Origin of the sequence: Blastococcus sp. TF02-8, assembly GCF_003319175.1 — a bacterium.
Lineage (GTDB): Bacteria > Actinomycetota > Actinomycetes > Mycobacteriales > Geodermatophilaceae > Blastococcus.
In genome coordinates this window covers 516,639-532,347 of sequence record NZ_QOHK01000001.1, presented here as the reverse complement: position 1 = coordinate 532,347, position 15,709 = coordinate 516,639, and the positions used below count along the sequence as shown (strand labels likewise).

14 protein-coding genes are annotated in these 15,709 nt (G+C 72.9%); 9 read left to right on the top strand and 5 right to left on the bottom strand.

Annotated features, from left to right (window positions below; genetic code table 11):
• Nucleotides 1-7: 7 nt before the first annotated feature.
• The 4 genes from sufC to DQ237_RS02505 are packed head-to-tail and all read left to right on the top strand — an operon-like array spanning nucleotide 8 to nucleotide 2,928.
• Nucleotides 8-781 carry a Fe-S cluster assembly ATPase SufC gene (gene sufC, locus DQ237_RS02520; RefSeq protein WP_113796757.1) on the top strand — a complete coding sequence of 258 codons (774 nt, stop codon included), beginning with the start codon at nucleotides 8-10 and terminating at the stop codon, nucleotides 779-781.
• Nucleotides 778-2,088: a cysteine desulfurase gene (locus tag DQ237_RS02515; RefSeq protein ID WP_113796755.1), complete on the top strand. Its 1,311-nt coding sequence runs from the start codon at nucleotides 778-780 to the stop codon at nucleotides 2,086-2,088. The genes sufC and DQ237_RS02515 overlap by 4 nt, the downstream gene beginning before the upstream one ends.
• A gap of 10 nt (nucleotides 2,089-2,098) precedes the next feature.
• Nucleotides 2,099-2,551: a Fe-S cluster assembly sulfur transfer protein SufU gene (gene sufU / locus DQ237_RS02510; protein ID WP_113796753.1), complete on the top strand. Its 453-nt coding sequence runs from the start codon at nucleotides 2,099-2,101 to the stop codon at nucleotides 2,549-2,551.
• A complete protein-coding gene (locus tag DQ237_RS02505; protein ID WP_113796751.1) occupies nucleotides 2,548-2,928 on the top strand; it encodes a metal-sulfur cluster assembly factor in 381 nt (126 codons plus the stop codon). The genes sufU and DQ237_RS02505 overlap by 4 nt, the downstream gene beginning before the upstream one ends.
• A gap of 88 nt (nucleotides 2,929-3,016) precedes the next feature.
• Here DQ237_RS02505 and DQ237_RS02500 read toward each other — a convergent pair whose 3' ends face one another.
• Nucleotides 3,017-4,684, bottom strand: a complete 1,668-nt coding sequence (locus DQ237_RS02500; protein WP_113796749.1) for an SCO7613 C-terminal domain-containing membrane protein — start codon at nucleotides 4,682-4,684, stop codon at nucleotides 3,017-3,019.
• A gap of 232 nt (nucleotides 4,685-4,916) precedes the next feature.
• On the opposite strand from DQ237_RS02500, the gene DQ237_RS02495 reads away from it, so the two are divergent.
• The 5 genes from DQ237_RS02495 (at nucleotide 4,917) to DQ237_RS02475 (ending at nucleotide 10,479) form a co-directional block, all read left to right on the top strand.
• Entirely contained in the window at nucleotides 4,917-6,518 is a 1,602-nt protein-coding gene (locus tag DQ237_RS02495; RefSeq protein ID WP_113796747.1) for an ABC-F family ATP-binding cassette domain-containing protein, read from the top strand.
• Nucleotides 6,519-6,735: 217 nt separating this feature from the next.
• Complete coding sequence (locus DQ237_RS02490; RefSeq protein ID WP_113796745.1) at nucleotides 6,736-6,966, top strand: helix-turn-helix domain-containing protein; 231 nt, start codon at nucleotides 6,736-6,738, stop codon at nucleotides 6,964-6,966.
• Nucleotides 6,959-7,792: an enoyl-CoA hydratase/isomerase family protein gene (locus DQ237_RS02485; RefSeq protein WP_240619341.1), complete on the top strand. Its 834-nt coding sequence runs from the start codon at nucleotides 6,959-6,961 to the stop codon at nucleotides 7,790-7,792. The genes DQ237_RS02490 and DQ237_RS02485 overlap by 8 nt, the downstream gene beginning before the upstream one ends.
• 79 nt (nucleotides 7,793-7,871) lie before the next feature.
• Entirely contained in the window at nucleotides 7,872-9,770 is a 1,899-nt protein-coding gene (locus DQ237_RS02480) for an ABC transporter ATP-binding protein (protein WP_113796743.1), read from the top strand.
• 244 nt (nucleotides 9,771-10,014) lie between these two features.
• A complete protein-coding gene (locus tag DQ237_RS02475) occupies nucleotides 10,015-10,479 on the top strand; it encodes an SgcJ/EcaC family oxidoreductase (RefSeq protein ID WP_113796741.1) in 465 nt (154 codons plus the stop codon).
• Between the two features lie 6 nt (nucleotides 10,480-10,485).
• On the opposite strand, the gene DQ237_RS02470 is transcribed toward DQ237_RS02475, so the two are convergent.
• The 4 genes from DQ237_RS02470 to DQ237_RS02455 form a co-directional block, all read right to left on the bottom strand.
• Complete coding sequence (locus DQ237_RS02470) at nucleotides 10,486-11,280, bottom strand: DUF881 domain-containing protein (RefSeq protein ID WP_113796739.1); 795 nt, start codon at nucleotides 11,278-11,280, stop codon at nucleotides 10,486-10,488.
• Between the two features lie 62 nt (nucleotides 11,281-11,342).
• The gene (locus DQ237_RS02465; RefSeq protein WP_113796737.1) at nucleotides 11,343-12,050 is read right to left on the bottom strand and encodes a sirohydrochlorin chelatase; all 708 of its coding nucleotides are present in this window, start codon (nucleotides 12,048-12,050) and stop codon (nucleotides 11,343-11,345) included.
• Entirely contained in the window at nucleotides 12,047-12,802 is a 756-nt protein-coding gene (locus DQ237_RS02460) for an SDR family oxidoreductase (RefSeq protein WP_113796735.1), read from the bottom strand. Before DQ237_RS02460 ends, DQ237_RS02465 begins: the two co-directional genes overlap by 4 nt.
• Nucleotides 12,803-12,814: 12 nt before the next feature.
• Nucleotides 12,815-15,655, bottom strand: coding sequence for an aconitate hydratase (locus DQ237_RS02455; protein ID WP_113796733.1), 2,841 nt, complete (start codon nucleotides 15,653-15,655; stop codon nucleotides 12,815-12,817).
• Between the last annotated feature and the right edge of the window lie 54 nt (nucleotides 15,656-15,709).

Here is a 15,709-nt window from a genome sequence, read left to right as displayed (position 1 = left end):
GAAGAAGTTGTCCGTTCTGGAGATCCGCGACCTGCACGTCTCGGTCGGTGAGGGGGACGACGCCAAGGAGATCCTCCGCGGCGTGGACCTGACCGTCCGCTCGGGCGAGACGCACGCGATCATGGGCCCCAACGGGTCGGGCAAGTCGACCCTGGCCTACTCGATCGCCGGCCACCCGAAGTACACGATCACCGGTGGGACCGTCACGCTCGACGGCGAGGACGTCCTCGAGATGAGCGTCGACGAGCGGGCCCGCGCCGGCCTGTTCCTCGCCATGCAGTACCCCGTCGAGGTGCCGGGGGTGAGCGTCTCCAACTTCCTGCGGACCGCCGCCACCGCCATCAAGGGCGAGGCCCCGAAGCTGCGCACCTGGGTCAAGGACGTCAAGAGCGAGATGGAACTGCTCGAGATGAACCCGGCCTTCGCCGAGCGCAACGTCAACGAGGGCTTCTCCGGTGGTGAGAAGAAGCGCCACGAGATCCTGCAGATGCGGCTGCTCAAGCCGGGCATCGCGATCCTCGACGAGACCGACTCCGGCCTCGACGTCGATGCGCTCCGGATCGTCTCCGAGGGCGTCAACCGCTCCCGCGAGGAGGGCCAGGTCGGCGTTCTGCTGATCACGCACTACACGCGGATCCTGCGCTACATCAAGCCGGACTTCGTGCACGTCTTCGTCAACGGCAAGGTCGTCGAGGAGGGCGGCCCGGAGCTGGCGGAGAAGCTGGAGAACGAGGGCTACGCCGCGTACGTGAAGGGTTCGCAGGAGGTCGCTTCCGCATGACCGCGACCGCCTCGCGTCCCGGCACGGGGGCGCAGACCCCGCTTCCCCTGGACGTCGAGGCGATCCGGGCGGACTTCCCGATCCTGAGCCGCACGGTCCGGGACGGGAAGCGGCTGGTCTACCTCGACTCCGGAGCCACCTCGCAGAAGCCGCGCCAGGTGCTCGACGCCGAGCGCTGGTTCTACGAGAACGTCAACGCCGCACCGCACCGGGGAGCCCACCAGCTCGCCGAGGAGGCCACCGGCGCCTACGAGGACGCCCGCGCGAAGATCGGGGCGTTCATCGGGGCGCCGGAGACCGAGATCGTCTTCACCCGGAACACCACCGAGGCGATCAACCTGGTGGCCTACGCGCTGTCCAACGCCGCCACGGCCAAGGAGCCGGAGTTCCGCACCTACGCCGTCGGCCAGGGTGACGAGATCGTGGTCACCGAGATGGAGCACCACGCCAACCTGCTGCCCTGGCAGCAGCTGTGCGAGCGCACCGGCGCCACCCTGCGCTGGCTCGGGCTGACCGACGACGGCCGGCTGGACCTCTCGGACCTCGACACGGTGGTCAACGAGCGGACCAAGCTCGTCTCGGTCACCCAGCAGTCGAACATCCTGGGCACGATCAACCCGATCGCCCCGATCGTGGAGCGGGCGCACGAGGTCGGGGCACTGGTGATGGTCGACGGCGCCCAGTCGGTGCCGCACCAGCCGGTCGACGTCCAGGCCCTGGGGGCGGACTTCCTGGTGTTCTCCGGGCACAAGATGCTCGGGCCCACCGGCGTCGGCGTGCTCTGGGGCCGGTACGAGGTCCTCGACAAGCTGCCGCCGTTCCTCACCGGTGGCTCGATGATCGAGGTCGTGCGCATGGAGGCCTCCACCTTCATGCCGCCGCCGCAGCGCTTCGAGGCCGGCGTGCCGATGACCGCGCAGGTGGTGGGGCTCGGCGCCGCGGTCGACTACCTCCAGGCCCTCGGCATGGAGAACGTGCTGGCCCACGAGGAGGCGCTCACCGCCTACGCGCTGGAGGAGCTCGCCGAGATCCCCGGCGTCACCGTGATCGGCCCGGCCGACACCGTGGCCCGCGGGGGCGCGATCTCCTTCACCGTCGAGGGCATCCACCCGCACGACGTCGGCCAGGTGCTCGACGACCTCGGCATCGCCGTGCGCGTGGGGCACCACTGCGCCTGGCCGGTGGTGCGGCGCTACGGCGTGCCGGCCACCACCCGGGCAACGTTCTACGTGCACACCGGCTACGACGACATCGACGCGCTGGCCGACGGAATTCGGGCGGCCCAGAAGTTCTTCGGAACGGTGTGAGGCGCATCTGATGCAGCTGGAGTCGATGTACCAGGAGATCATCCTGGACCACTACAAGAACCCGCACGGGCGAGGTCTGCGCGACCCGTTCGACGCCGAGGTGCACCACGTCAACCCGACCTGCGGTGACGAGGTGACCCTCCGGGTGAAGGTCGACGGCGACACGATCGCCGACGTCTCCTACGAGGGCATGGGCTGCTCGATCAGCCAGGCCTCGGTCTCGGCCATGTACGACCTGGTGGTCGGCAAGTCGGTGGCCGAAGCGCTGGAGACCGGCGAGCACTTCATGACCCTGATGCAGGCGAAGGGCGATCCGGCCGTCGCCGAGAAGCTCGAGGACGAGCTGGAGGACGCCGTCGCGTTCGCCGGCGTCTCGAAGTACCCGGCGCGGATCAAGTGCGCGCTGATGAGCTGGATGGCGTTGAAGGACGCCTCCGCACGGGCCTGGGGAGGGACCGCATGACCGAGAACCAGACCACCACCGACGAGACCCCCGCCGCGCTGCCGCCGTACAAGTCGGCGCTGCTCGAGGACGTCGAGGAGGCCATGCGCGACGTCGTCGACCCGGAGCTCGGCGTCAACGTCGTCGACCTGGGCCTGGTCTACGGCATCGACGTCGACGAGTCCAACGTGGCGATCCTCGACATGACGCTCACCTCGGCGGCCTGCCCGCTGACCGACGTCATCGAGGACCAGACGCGTCAGGCCCTGACCGGCGGCCCCGGCCCCGGCCTGGTGGACGACATCCGGATCAACTGGGTCTGGATGCCGCCGTGGGGCCCGGACAAGATCACCGACGACGGCCGCGAGCAGCTCCGCGCGCTGGGCTTCCGCGTCTGACGCGAGCCCAGCTGATCGATGTGCGGAAGGGGCGCACTCCCGAGAGGGGAGTGCGCCCCTTCCGCACACCGCCGGGACGGGCCGGGCGCTAGCGCAGCTCGGTGAGGCGGGCGGCGAAGCCGGCGACGGGTCGGCGCTCGCGCAGCATGCCGATGGTGAGCAGGGTGCAGCCCACGACCAGCGCCGTCGCCACGGGCCAGGGCAGCGCCCGCACGGCCAGGCCCAGAGCGAGCACCAGCGCGGTGCCGGCGCCCACCATCAGCGGTGCCCGCACCCCGAAACGGCCACCGGCCACCGTCGCCGCCCCCGCCAGCGCGAGCACCACCACCCCGCGGAGCGCATCCGACGTCGCCACGGCGAGCGCTGTCGACGGCGCCGCCGCCATCACCAGCCCCGGACCCCACGTCGGCCAGGACGCGTCGCGCACCAGGCCGCGGCCCGCGGCGAGCAGGAGCCCGACCGCCGCGGGCAGGCTGTAGGCCTCGACCACCCCGAGCTCGGCCAGCGCGGCGGCGAGCCAGCCGGCCAGCACCAGCTGGGCCGCGCCGACCCGCCAGGCCGCCGTGGCGTCGAGGTCGTCGTCGGCGGACGTGCCGGGACGGCCGGTCCACCAGGCCCACGTCACCGTGGCGACGCCGTGCACCGCCAGGTGTGCGGCCACGAGTCCGCGGTCCCCGTGCAGGACCAGCAGCACGACGGCGGTGGCGGCGACGGCTGCGGCAGCCACCGCGGTCGCTCGGCGGGAGTCGCGGTCGAGGATGGCAGCGGTGAGCAGGGCCAGCACGTAGAGCCCCGAGAGCAGCGCGGCGACCACGGTGGGGGAGGCCCACCCGTCGGGGAGGCCGAGCAATGTCGCGCCGGCGAGGCAGCCGACCGCGGTCGGGGCGGCCACCGGGCGGTCGTCGGGACGCAGGGCCGCCACCCACACGGTGGGCACGGCGGTGAGCAGGAGCAGCAGGGCGATCTCCGACCAGTGCCGGCCGTCCACGAGGCGGGCGATCGACAGGACCGCGAGCAGCACCCCGCCGGTGAGGGCCACCGGGAGGAACATGCCGCGGGGCCAGCCGGTCAGCTCGGCCGCGGCCACGGCCGCGACGAGCACACCGACGAACCCGGCCACCGCCACGGCGACCGGCCCGCCGGCCGAGCACGCGCCGGTGACGGCCACCGCGGTGACCGCGCCCGCCACCACAGGAACCAACCGGGGCGGTCCGAGGAGCACGTCGAGGGACCGGCGGAGGCGGGCCAGCAGCAACCCGGCCCCGGCCGAGGTGACCAGGACGGCGGCCAGCCAGCGCTCGGCGCCGGGGGTCGTCCACGCCTCGACCGAGCCGGCGAGCACCCCGGCCGCCCACCACGGTGCCGTCGTCGCCATGGTCAGCCGCGCGACGAGCGGCCGGCCCCAGAGAGCGATGCCCAGCCCGACCAGGGAGACGCCCAGGTAGAGCTCGGTGCGCAGCACCTCCGGCACGGCGTCCAGCGAGCGCAGCACGGCCACCTGCCCGGCCGCCCATGCGGCCAGCGGCCAGGCCGCGGGCGTGCGGGAGACGCGGTGGAGGGCGAGGAACACCCCCGCGAGACCGATGGGCAGCAGCGGATCCCCCGTCGCCGGGGCGCCCCCGATGTCGCTCCCGGCGAGTCCCAGGCCGGCGGCGGTCGCGGCCAGCGTCTCCGCGGAGCTGCGCAGCTCCATGCGGTCGGCACGCACGGAGACGGCGGCGGCGACCGCGGCCAGCGCCAGCACGGCGGTGCGCACCAGGGGCCCCGCCGTAGGCCGAGGCCAGGGTCGCGCCGGCGCTGACCAGCAGGACCGCGCCGACGGCGAGCAGGACCTGCGGCGGGCGGGCGTGGTAGGGGAACGGCGGCACCGGCGCTGCCCGGGTCTCCTGCGCCGCCGAGGTCACGACGGGACCGTGCCCGCCGCGATGCCGCCCGAATCACCGGATCGACGGTCGGAAGATGGCGCCGGAGCGCCTATCCTGGGACCAGTGATCACGACGACCGGCCTGGAGCTGCGCGCCGGCGCTCGCATCCTCATCAGCGAGGCCAACCTCCGCGTCCAGCCCGGCGACCGGATCGGGCTCGTCGGCCGCAACGGTGCCGGCAAGACGACCACCCTCACGACGCTTGCCGGTGAGCGGCTGCCGCACGCCGGCAAGGTCGAGGTCTCCGGAGAGATCGGCTACCTCCCGCAGGACCCGCGCAGCGGCGATCTCGACATCACCGCCAGCGACCGCGTCCTCTCCGGCCGCGGCCTCGACGTGCTGCGCAACCAGCTGGTCAAGGCGCAGATCGCGATGGCCGAGCCGGCCGACGACGACGAGCGGGACAAGGCGGTCCGCCGGTACGGGCGGCTTGAGGACCAGTTCGCCGCCCTCGGCGGTTATGCCGCGGAGAGCGACGCCGCCCGCATCTGCACCAACCTCGGCCTGCCCGACCGCGTCCTCGCCCAGCCGCTGCGCACCCTCTCCGGAGGCCAGCGCCGCCGCGTGGAGCTCGCCCGCATCCTCTTCTCCGACGCCGAGACGCTGCTGCTCGACGAGCCCACCAACCACCTCGACGGCGACTCGATCACCTGGCTGAAGGGGTTCCTCTCCAGCCACCGGGGCGGCCTCATCGTCATCAGCCACGACGTCGAGCTGCTCGACGCCGTCGTCAACAAGGTGTGGCACCTCGACGCCAACCGGGCCACCGTCGACGTCTACAGCCTCGGCTGGAAGCCCTACCTCGCCCAGCGGGAGACCGACGAGCGCCGTCGCAAGCAGGAGCGGGCCAACGCCGAGCGGAAGATCGACACCCTCACCGCCCAGGCCGACAAGATGCGCGCCAAGGCGACCAAGGCCAAGGCCGCGAAGAGCATGGACAAGCGCGCCGAGCGGCTCGCGGCGGGCCTGGCCGAGGTGCGGGTGCAGGACAAAGTCGCCAAGCTGCGCTTCCCGACCCCCGTCGCCTGCGGCAAGACGCCGCTGACGGCCGAGGGGCTCAGCAAGAGCTACGGCTCGCTGGAGATCTTCACCGACGTCGACCTGGCCGTCGACCGCGGTGCGCGGGTCGTCGTGCTCGGCCTCAACGGCGCCGGGAAGACGACGCTGCTGCGGATGCTGGCCGGGACCGAGGCGCCCGACACCGGCGAGGTGAAGGCGGGCCACGGGCTGCGCATCGGCTACTACGCGCAGGAGCACGAGACCCTGGACATGGACCGGTCGCTGCTGGAGAACATGCGCTCCGCGGCCCCGGACAGCACCGACACCGAGCTGCGGCGGATCCTGGGCGCCTTCCTGTTCTCCGGGGAGACGGTCGACCAGCGGACCGGCACCCTCTCCGGTGGTGAGCGGACCCGGCTCGCGATGGCGACGCTGGTCATCTCCGGCGCGAACGTGCTGCTGCTCGACGAGCCGACCAACAACCTGGACCCGGCCAGCCGCGAGCAGGTGCTCGAGGCGCTGCGCACCTACTCCGGCGCCATCGTGCTGGTCACCCACGACGAGGGCGCCGTCCGCGCCCTGGACCCCGACAAGGTGATCTTGCTGCCCGACGGCACCGAGGACGCCTGGAGCGAGGACCTGGCCGACCTGGTCGAGCTCGCCTGATCCGGGAACGGCGCGGCCCCAGGGGCGCCGGCGCGGGTCGACCCGGGCCACGGCGCCCCGAACCGGGCGGTTCCCGATTCTGCTCGTTCACGTGGCCGACGCCCCGGCGTTGGGTGATCATGGAGCAGCGGGAGCCGTGGTCACCCGGACGGCGGCACCAGGGCGACAGCCCCCGACGGCGCAGCGGCGCCGGCGGCGGCTGACACGGAGGGGAGCCATGGCCGACGCGAGCACTGCGGACCTGGGCAAGGGCAAGCGGATCACCGGTGGGGACCGGTCGACGCTGGCCGAGGACCTGCGCAAGCGGTACGACGAGGGCGAGAGCATCCGGTCGCTCGCGGAGTCGACCAAGCGTTCCTACGGTTTCGTGCACCGGCTCCTGTCGGAGTCCGGGGCCTCGCTGCGCAGCCGCGGTGGGGCCAACCGGAATAGTAAGAAGAGTGAGTGATCCTTCGAACGAGCCACTGAACAGCGCACCGGGCACCTCCGGGGAGGGCGCGCCTTCCCTCGCCGAGGCCGGCTGGGTCCGGACGCACCGTGACGGCGCCGTCCTCACCGTCACCCTGGACCGCCCCGACCAGCTGAACGCGCAGCTGCCGGCCACCTGGGCGGCGCTCGCGGAGGTCGGTGCCTCCCTCGACGACGACGTCCGCGTCGTCGTCGTGAGGGGGGAGGGCCGCGCGTTCTCCGCCGGGCTGGACCGCAGCATGTTCGACACGTCGTCCACCAGCGGTGGCGGCCTCGGCGAGCTGGTGTCGATGCCCGTGGAGGAGGCGCAGGAGCGGATACGGGCCTACCAGTCGGGCTTCCGGTGGCTCCGGTCCCCGGGCATCGTCTCGGTGGCCGCGGTGCAGGGGCACGCGATCGGCGCGGGCGCCCAGCTGGCCCTGGCCTGCGATCTCCGGGTGTTCGCCGACGACGCGCAGCTCCGGCTGCCGGAGGTCACGCTCGGCCTGGTGCCCGACCTCACCGGCACCAGCACGCTGGTGGAGCTCGTCGGGTACTCGCGCGCGCTCGAGATGTGCCTGACCGGGCGCGCGGTGGGGGCCGGCGAGGCGCAGGCGATCGGTCTGGCCACGCTGGTGGTGCCCGGCGCGGAGCTCGACTCCGCAGTCGGCGACCTGGTGCAGGCGCTGCTCGCCCCGCCGGTCGGTGCCAGCCGGGCGACCGCCGCGCTGGTCCGGTCCGCGGTGCGCAACGACTTCCCGACCCAGGACGCCGCCGAGCGCGCCGCCCAGGTGCAGCGACTGCACGATCTCGTCAGCGGTCGCTGAGAGGCTTCCCGGAACAAGGGCGGTCGCGCCCCGGTTGCCAGCAGCGGCCGGGGCGCGACCCGGGGAGCAAGGAGGTGTGATGGACGTGAGCTCATCCATGACCTCCATGGCCGCGATGCGTTCCTTCCGGCGGGACCCGTCGGTGACGTCGCGACAGCTGCCGAAGGGCACCGTGCGCCGGATCCTGGGCATCGCCCGGCCCTACCGGCGGGAGCTGACCTTCTTCCTGCTGCTGGTGGTCGGCTCGTCGGTGATCGGCGTGGTCACCCCGCTGCTGGCCGGTGACATCATCAACCGGATCGCCCGGCTCGAGGGCACCGCGGGCGGGATCGTCCGCATCGCGCTCGTGATCGCCGGCCTCGCCGTCGTCGACGCCGGGATCTCGCTGGGCACCCGCTGGTTCTCCGCCCGCATCGGCGAGGGCGTGATCTACGACCTCCGCAGCAAGGTGTTCGAGCACGTGCAGCGCATGCCGGTCGCGTTCTTCACCCGCACCCAGACCGGGGCGCTGGTCAGCCGGCTGAACAACGACGTCGTCGGTGCGCAGCAGGCCTTCACCTCCACGCTGTCCGGCGTCGTCTCCAACGCGATCGGCCTCGTGCTGACCGCCGGCGTGATGCTGACCCTCTCCTGGCAGATCACCCTGCTCTCGCTGGTGCTCGTGCCGCTGTTCGTGCTGCCCGCCCGCCGCATCGGCCGCCGGCTGCAGGAGATCACCCGGGAGTCCTACGCCCTCAACGCGTCGATGAACGCGACGATGACCGAGCGGTTCAACGTCGCCGGTGCCCTGCTGGTGAAGCTCTTCGGCCGGCCGTCGGCGGAGGCGGAGTCCTTCCGCGGCCGGGCTGCCCGGGTGCGCGACATCGGCGTCCTGTCGGCCATGTACGGCCGCACCTTCTTCACCGCCCTCACCCTGGTCGCCGCCCTGGCCACCGCCCTCGTCTACGGCCTCGGCGGGTATCTCGCCTTCGACGGCTCGCTGAGCCCCGGTGACGTCGTCGCGCTCGCGCTGCTGCTCTCGCGCCTCTACGGCCCGCTCACCGCGCTGTCGAACATCCGGGTCGACGTGATGAGCGCGATGGTCAGCTTCGACCGGGTCTTCGAGGTGCTCGACCTGCCGCCGATGATCCGCGAGGTGCCCGACGCCGTGCCGGTGCCGGCCGACGACCGGTCCATCGAGTTCGACTCGGTGTCGTTCAGCTACCCGGTGGCGGCCGACGTCTCGTTGCCGTCACTGGAAGAGGTGTCGCTGCCCGAGCACGGCGGCCCCGTCGACGTCCTGCACGACGTCTCCTTCCGGGTGGAGCCCGGTCGGCTGGTCGCCCTCGTCGGCCACTCGGGCGCCGGGAAGTCGACCATCGCCCACCTCGTGCCGCGGCTCTACGACGCCACGTCGGGCACGGTCCGCGTCGGGGGCGTCGACGTCCGCACGGCGACGCTGGCCTCGCTGCGCGACGCGATCGGGGTCGTGAGCCAGGACGCCCACCTGTTCCACGACACCATCCGGGCGAACCTGCGCTACGCCCGTCCGGAGGCCACCGACGAGCAGGTGTGGGAGGCCCTGGACGGCGCCCACATCGGCGACCTGATCCGGGCGCTGCCCGAAGGGCTGGACACCGTCGTGGGCGACCGCGGCTACCGGCTCTCCGGCGGGGAGAAGCAGCGGCTGGCGATCGCCCGGGTGCTGCTCAAGGCCCCGGGGATCGTGATCCTCGACGAGGCGACCGCGCACCTGGACAGCGAGTCCGAGGCCGCCGTCCAGCGCGCACTGGACACGGCGCTGGCCGGCCGCACCTCGCTGGTGATCGCCCACCGGCTCTCCACCATCCGCAGCGCCGACCAGATCCTGGTCGTCGACGGGGGGCGGATCGTGGAGTCCGGCACGCACGACGAGCTGCTGGCACGCGACGGCCGGTACGCCGACCTCTACCGCACCCAGTTCGCCGAGGGGGACCGCGGCCGCGCGGTCGTCGCCTGAGCGGTCGGTTCGCACCGCTGTGCGCATGCCTGCACACGCTGCGTCGCGGGCACCCGGTGGGGCCGCGAAACCGCTGTTCCCGCGGCGCGTCGTACCGGCGAGCGTCGAACGGTCGGTCGCCACCGGGCACTAGCGTCACTCCTGTCCCAGGCGGCCGCTGCCGGGACACGTGGCCGGGCTGGCGCGGTCACGAGAGAACCATCGCACCGTCGGGACGACCGGCGAACGCCAGCGAGGAGGAGACGTGACCGCAGCCCACCCGCAGGACACCCTGATCCGCTCGCTCTACGCGGACTTCGTCGACGGCTGGAACCGGCGCAGCGGCGCGGCGGTGGCGGCGGGGTTCGCCGACGACGGGGACATCATCGGTTTCGACGGCAGCCACCACCGCGGCCGGCTGTCGATCGCGGCCGACCTGCGGCAGGTGTTCGCCGGACACGAGACGCCGGCCTACGTCGCCGTCGTCCGCTCGGTGCGGCCGGTGGCCGAGGGCGTCGCGGTCCTGATCGCCCACGCGGGCATGATCCCGCCCGGCGGCAGCGACCTGGACCCCGAGCTCAACGCCGTGCACACCATGGTGGCGGTGGACGAGGGCCGCGGCCGCTGGCGCATCTCGCTGTTCCAGGCCACCCCGGCCGCCTGGCACCAGCACCCGGAGGCGCGCGAGGCGCTCACCGAGGAGCTGCGGGGGCTGCTCATCCCGCAGTGACGCCGGTCAGTCGACGAGCGCGTCCACGGAGACCGTCTGGGCCCGGGTGACCCGGGCGGTCCCTCCGGCTCGCCGCACGTCGTCCACGACGCCGCCGGCCACGTTCAGCGCGACCTCCATGGCGGCCGTCGGGCCGATGACGTGGATCTCGTAGGGCGCCTCGAGCAGGGTGCCGTCGATGCGCAGGGAGCCGGGGGAGCCGGTCACCGCGCTGGAGACGACCACCCGCACGTCGTCGACCTGGATGGCCTCCGCGCCGGCGCCGCGCAGCTCCTGGATCGCATCGAGCAGCACCGCGGCGGGCACGGTGCCGTCGTCGTCCTGCACCGAGATCCGGAGGCCCGGGCCCCGCGCGGGCAGCGTGCCGTTGAGTACCCCGATGGCCTCGGCGCGCGCCTGCGCCTCCGCGACGGCCGTGTCGGACTGCTCCTGGCCGTTGGTGAGGTCGTCCAGCGTCTGGCGGGTGTCGGCGATCTGTCGGCGCAGCACCTCCTCGCGGTCGTCGATCTCGTCGAGGATGAGGACCAGGTCCTCCTCGCGCTGACCGGCCACCGGGTTGTCCGGTTCGTCGGTGCTGCGGATCTGCACGGTCAGCGCGAACCCGAGCACCAGCGCGAGCACGGTGCTGGCGGCGATCGACGTCGGCCGGTTCCAGGCGGATCGTGGCCGTGGACCTGACGTCGAGGTCGAGGGTTCCTCGGGAGTGGCGGGGGCGTCGTCCCCGCCGGACGAGACGGGCCGCGGCTCGCCGTCGCCCGGAGGCGGGGGCGGAGTTCCGTCGCTCGTCGGCTCGCCGTCCATCGCGGTCCAGCCTAGGCGCTCGCGCCGGGGTGGTGCCGCTGCCGTCGGGCCGCGTCGCAGGCTCAGCTGCGTGCCGGTACCGCGGCGTCGTAGCGGTCGAGCAGCACGGCGGCGATCCGCTCGTCGGGCAGCAGCGGTGCGGTGACCACGTCGGCGCCCGCGCCGGCCAGCTTGTCGTGGAAGTGGCCCGGCGCCAGGAGGTAGGAGGCGACGACGACCCGCTGCGCGCCGGCGGTGCGGGCGGCGGCCACGGCGTCCGGGACGGGTGGCTTCGCGGCCGAGCCGTACCCGGTGGTGACCGGCCCGGCCCAGCTCTCCTGCAGGAGGGCGGCAGTGTTCTCGACGTCGGCGACCGACCGCGGGTCGCTGGACCCGGCGGCGGCCAGGACCACGGCGGTCGACCGGTCGCGAGGGTCGGCACCCGCCTGCACCAGCCGGTCCAGCAGCACGGCGGCGAGACGCGGGTCCGGCCCCAGCGGTCGGGCGGCGACGGTGCCGGGAGCGGCGGCGACGGCGTTCGCGATGTCCACGTGCACGTGGTAGCCGCCCGAGAGCAGCAACGGCACCACCACGGCGGGCTGCCCGGACGCCGACAGCTCCGCGACGACGTCGACGACGGTCGGCGGCTGCACGTCGACGAACGCTGCGGTCGTGACGAGACCGGGACGCAGCCGGCGCGCGCCCAGGGCGAGCTCGGCGACGAGCCGGCGGCCGGTCGGGCTGCGGGTGCCGTGCGCGCAGGCGACCAGGACCGGCTCGGCGACCCTCACGGTGAGCGCAGGCGGCCGCCGTCGACGGCGACGACCGTGCCGGTGACGTACGAGGCGGCGGGGGAGAGGAGGAATGCGGCCACCCGGCCGAACTCCTCGGGCCGGCCCACCCGCCCCAGCGGGATGGCCGCCTCGGTGCGGGCGCGCGCCGCCGCCGGGTCACCGGAGGCGGCCTCGATCTCGGCGATCCGGCCGGTGGCGATGGTGCCCGGCATCAGGCCGAAGACGCGGATCCCGCGAGGGCCGAGCTCGTCGGCCAGCCCCTTCGCGGTCATCGCCAGCCCGGGCCGCAGGCCGTTGGAGACGGCCAGCCCGTCGAGGGGCTGGCGGACGGAGGTGGAGAGGACGAACCCGATGGCCGCCCCCTCGGCGAGGTGCGGGACCAGGGCCCGGACCAGCCGGAGCGGGCCGAGCAGCACGCTCTCGACGCCGGCCCGCCAGGCGTCCTCCGGGGTGTCGAGGGCCGAGCCGGGCGCGGGGCCGCCGACGGAGACGAGCACGCCGTCGACCGTGCCGAGCCGGTCCAGCGCGGCCGCCACCACCTCGTCTGCGGCTGCGGCGTCGGACAGGTCTGCCGGGACGCCGGACGCCGCCGTCCCCAGGGTGGAGACGGCGGCGTCCACGGAGTCGGCTGACCGGGAGCTGATCAGCACCCGGGCGCCGTCATCGACGAGGGCCCGGGCGGTCGCGAACCCCAGCCCCCGGCTCGCGCCGGTGAGCAGGAATCCGCGACCGCCCAGCCCCAGGTCCATGCGGTGCGGAGGTCAGCCCGCGTTGCGCAGCGAGCGCAGCACGTACTGCATGATCCCGCCGTTGCGGTAGTAGTTCGCCTCACCGGGGGTGTCGATCCGGACCCGGGCCTCGAAGGTGATCGGAGCACTCGACTCCGACTTCGCCTCGACCTTCACCGTGCGCGGGACGTCGCCGTCGTTGAGCGCGGTGATGCCGGTGATCGAGAACTCCTCGTCGCCGGTCAGGCCCAGCGACTCGCGGTTCTGGCCCTCGGGGAACTGCAGCGGCAGGACGCCCATGCCGATGAGGTTCGAGCGGTGGATGCGCTCGTAGCTCTCGGCGATGACGGCCTTGACGCCCAGCAGCGCGGTGCCCTTGGCCGCCCAGTCACGCGAGGAGCCGGAGCCGTACTCCTTGCCGGCCAGCACGACCAGCGGGATGCCGGCGTCGATGTACTCGCGCGAGGCGTCGTAGATCGTCGTCGTCTCCCCGGTCAGGTGGTTCTTGGTGACGCCACCCTCGGTGCCCGGGACCAGCTGGTTGCGCAGCCGGATGTTGGCGAAGGTGCCGCGGATCATGACCTCGTGGTTCCCGCGGCGGGAGCCGTAGGAGTTGAAGTCGCGACGGTCCACGCCGTGCTCGCGGAGGTACGTGCCCGCGGGGCTGTCGGCCTTGATCGAGCCGGCCGGCGAGATGTGGTCGGTGGTGACCGAGTCACCGAGCACCGCGAGGGTGCGGGCGCCGGTGATGTCTTGGACCGGGGCCGGGGTCTCCGGCATCCCCTCGAAGTACGGGGGCTTCCGGACGTAGGTGCTCTCGGCGTCCCAGTCGAAGGTGTCACCGGTGGGCGTGGGCAGGTTCTGCCACTGCTCGGTGCCGGCGAAGACGTCCTCGTAGCTGCGGCCGAACTGCTCCGCCGAGACCGCCTCGTCGATGACCCGCTGGACCTCCTGCGGCGAGGGCCAGATGTCGGCGAGGAACACGTCCTGGCCGTCCTTGCCCTGACCCAGCGGCTCGCTGGTGATGTCGATGTCCATCGACCCGGCGAGCGCGTAGGCGATGACCAGCGGGGGCGACGCGAGGTAGTTCATCTTCACGTCGGGGTTGATGCGGCCCTCGAAGTTCCGGTTGCCCGAGAGCACCGAGACGACGGCGAGGTCGGCCTCGTTCACCGCGGCCGACACCGGCTCCGGCAGCGGGCCGGAGTTGCCGATGCAGGTCGTGCAGCCGTAGCCGACGAGGAAGAAGCCGAGCTTCTCCAGGTACGGGGTCAGGCCCGACTTCTCGTAGTAGTCGGTGACGACCTTGGAACCCGGCGCCAGCGTGGTCTTCACCCACGGCTTGGTCGACAGGCCCGCCTCGACGGCCTTCTTGGCCAGCAGAGCGGCCCCGATCATGACCTGCGGGTTCGAGGTGTTGGTGCAGGAGGTGATCGCGGCGATGACCACGTGGCCGTTGTCCACGTAGGTCTCGGTGCCGTCCTCCAGGACCACCTTGGTGGGCTGGGAGGGGCGGTCCGGCACGCGGTCGGGGACGACGGTGTGCGGCTTGCCGGCCTCGCCGTTGCCCTGGGCGAAGGGGCTGGCCGGGTCGGACGCCGGGAAGCTCTCCTCCGACGCCTCGTCGACCTCGGACTCGGCCTCGGCGGCCTGGTCCTCGTCGCCGCTCACGCCGTGCGAGGCGTAGGTCGGGAGCACCTCGCGGAAGGCGGCCTTGGCGTCGGAGAGGGCGACGCGGTCCTGCGGGCGCTTCGGGCCGGCGATCGAGGGGACGACCGTCGACAGGTCGAGCTCGAGCAGCTCGGAGAACGCCGGCTCGCGGGACGGGTCGTGCCAGAGGCCCTGCTCCTTGGCGTAGGCCTCGACCAGCGCCACCTGCTCGGCCGAGCGGCCGGTGAGCTTCAGGTAGGTGATGGTCTCCTCGTCGATGGGGAACATCGCCGCGGTCGAGCCGAACTCCGGGCTCATGTTGCCGATCGTGGCGCGGTTGGCCAGCGGCACCGCGGAGACGCCCTCGCCGTAGAACTCGACGAACTTCCCGACCACGCCGTGCTGGCGCAGCATCTCGGTGATCGTGAGGACCAGGTCGGTGGCGGTGGAGCCCTCCGGCAGCTGGCCGGTGAGCTTGAAGCCCACGACGCGCGGGATCAGCATGGAGACCGGCTGGCCGAGCATCGCGGCCTCGGCCTCGATGCCGCCGACGCCCCAGCCCAGCACGCCCAGGCCGTTGACCATGGTGGTGTGGGAGTCGGTGCCCACGCAGGTGTCCGGGTAGGCGACGACCCGGTCACCCTCCTTGCGCGGGAAGATCACGCGGGCCAGGTGCTCGATGTTGACCTGGTGGACGATGCCCATGCCCGGGGGGACGACCTTGAAGTCGTCGAACGCGCCCTGGCCCCACCGGAGGAACTGGTAGCGCTCGCCGTTGCGCTGGTACTCGATCTCGACGTTGCGCTCGAAGGAGTCCGGCGTGCCGAAGACGTCGGCGATGACCGAGTGGTCGATGACCAGCTCGGCCGGCGCGAGCGGGTTGATCTTGTTCGGGTCGCCGCCGATCTCCGACATCGCCTCGCGCATGGTGGCGAGGTCGACGATGCACGGGACGCCGGTGAAGTCCTGCATGACCACGCGGGCCGGGGTGAACTGGATCTCCTGGTCGGGCTCGGCCGACGGGTCCCAGTTCGCCAGCGCCCGGATGTGGTCGGCGGTGATGTCCGCGCCGTCCTCGGTGCGCAGGAGGTTCTCCAGGAGAACCTTCAGGCTGAAGGGCAGCTTCTCGGAGCCCTCCACCGCGTCGAGCCGGTAGATGTCGTACTCGGTGCCGTCGACGGAGAGCGTCGACCGTGCTCCGAAGGTGTCCTTGCTGGCTGCCACTTCTCTGCGCCTACCCCTCGCTGGTTCGTCGCGCTGGTTTACCACCCCCGATCA

Bases quoted from the DNA above. Each gene is read 5' to 3' on its own strand.
- DQ237_RS02515 (WP_113796755.1), top strand. From the start codon at position 778: ATGACCGCGACCGCCTCGCGTCCCGGCACGGGGGCGCAGACCCCGCTT.
- sufU (WP_113796753.1), top strand. From the start codon at position 2,099: ATGCAGCTGGAGTCGATGTACCAGGAGATCATCCTGGACCACTACAAG.
- DQ237_RS02505 (WP_113796751.1), top strand. From the start codon at position 2,548: ATGACCGAGAACCAGACCACCACCGACGAGACCCCCGCCGCGCTGCCG.
- DQ237_RS02490 (WP_113796745.1), top strand. From the start codon at position 6,736: ATGGCCGACGCGAGCACTGCGGACCTGGGCAAGGGCAAGCGGATCACC.
- DQ237_RS02480 (WP_113796743.1), top strand. From the start codon at position 7,872: ATGGACGTGAGCTCATCCATGACCTCCATGGCCGCGATGCGTTCCTTC.
- DQ237_RS02470 (WP_113796739.1), bottom strand. From the start codon at position 11,280: ATGGACGGCGAGCCGACGAGCGACGGAACTCCGCCCCCGCCTCCGGGC.
- DQ237_RS02460 (WP_113796735.1), bottom strand. From the start codon at position 12,802: ATGGACCTGGGGCTGGGCGGTCGCGGATTCCTGCTCACCGGCGCGAGC.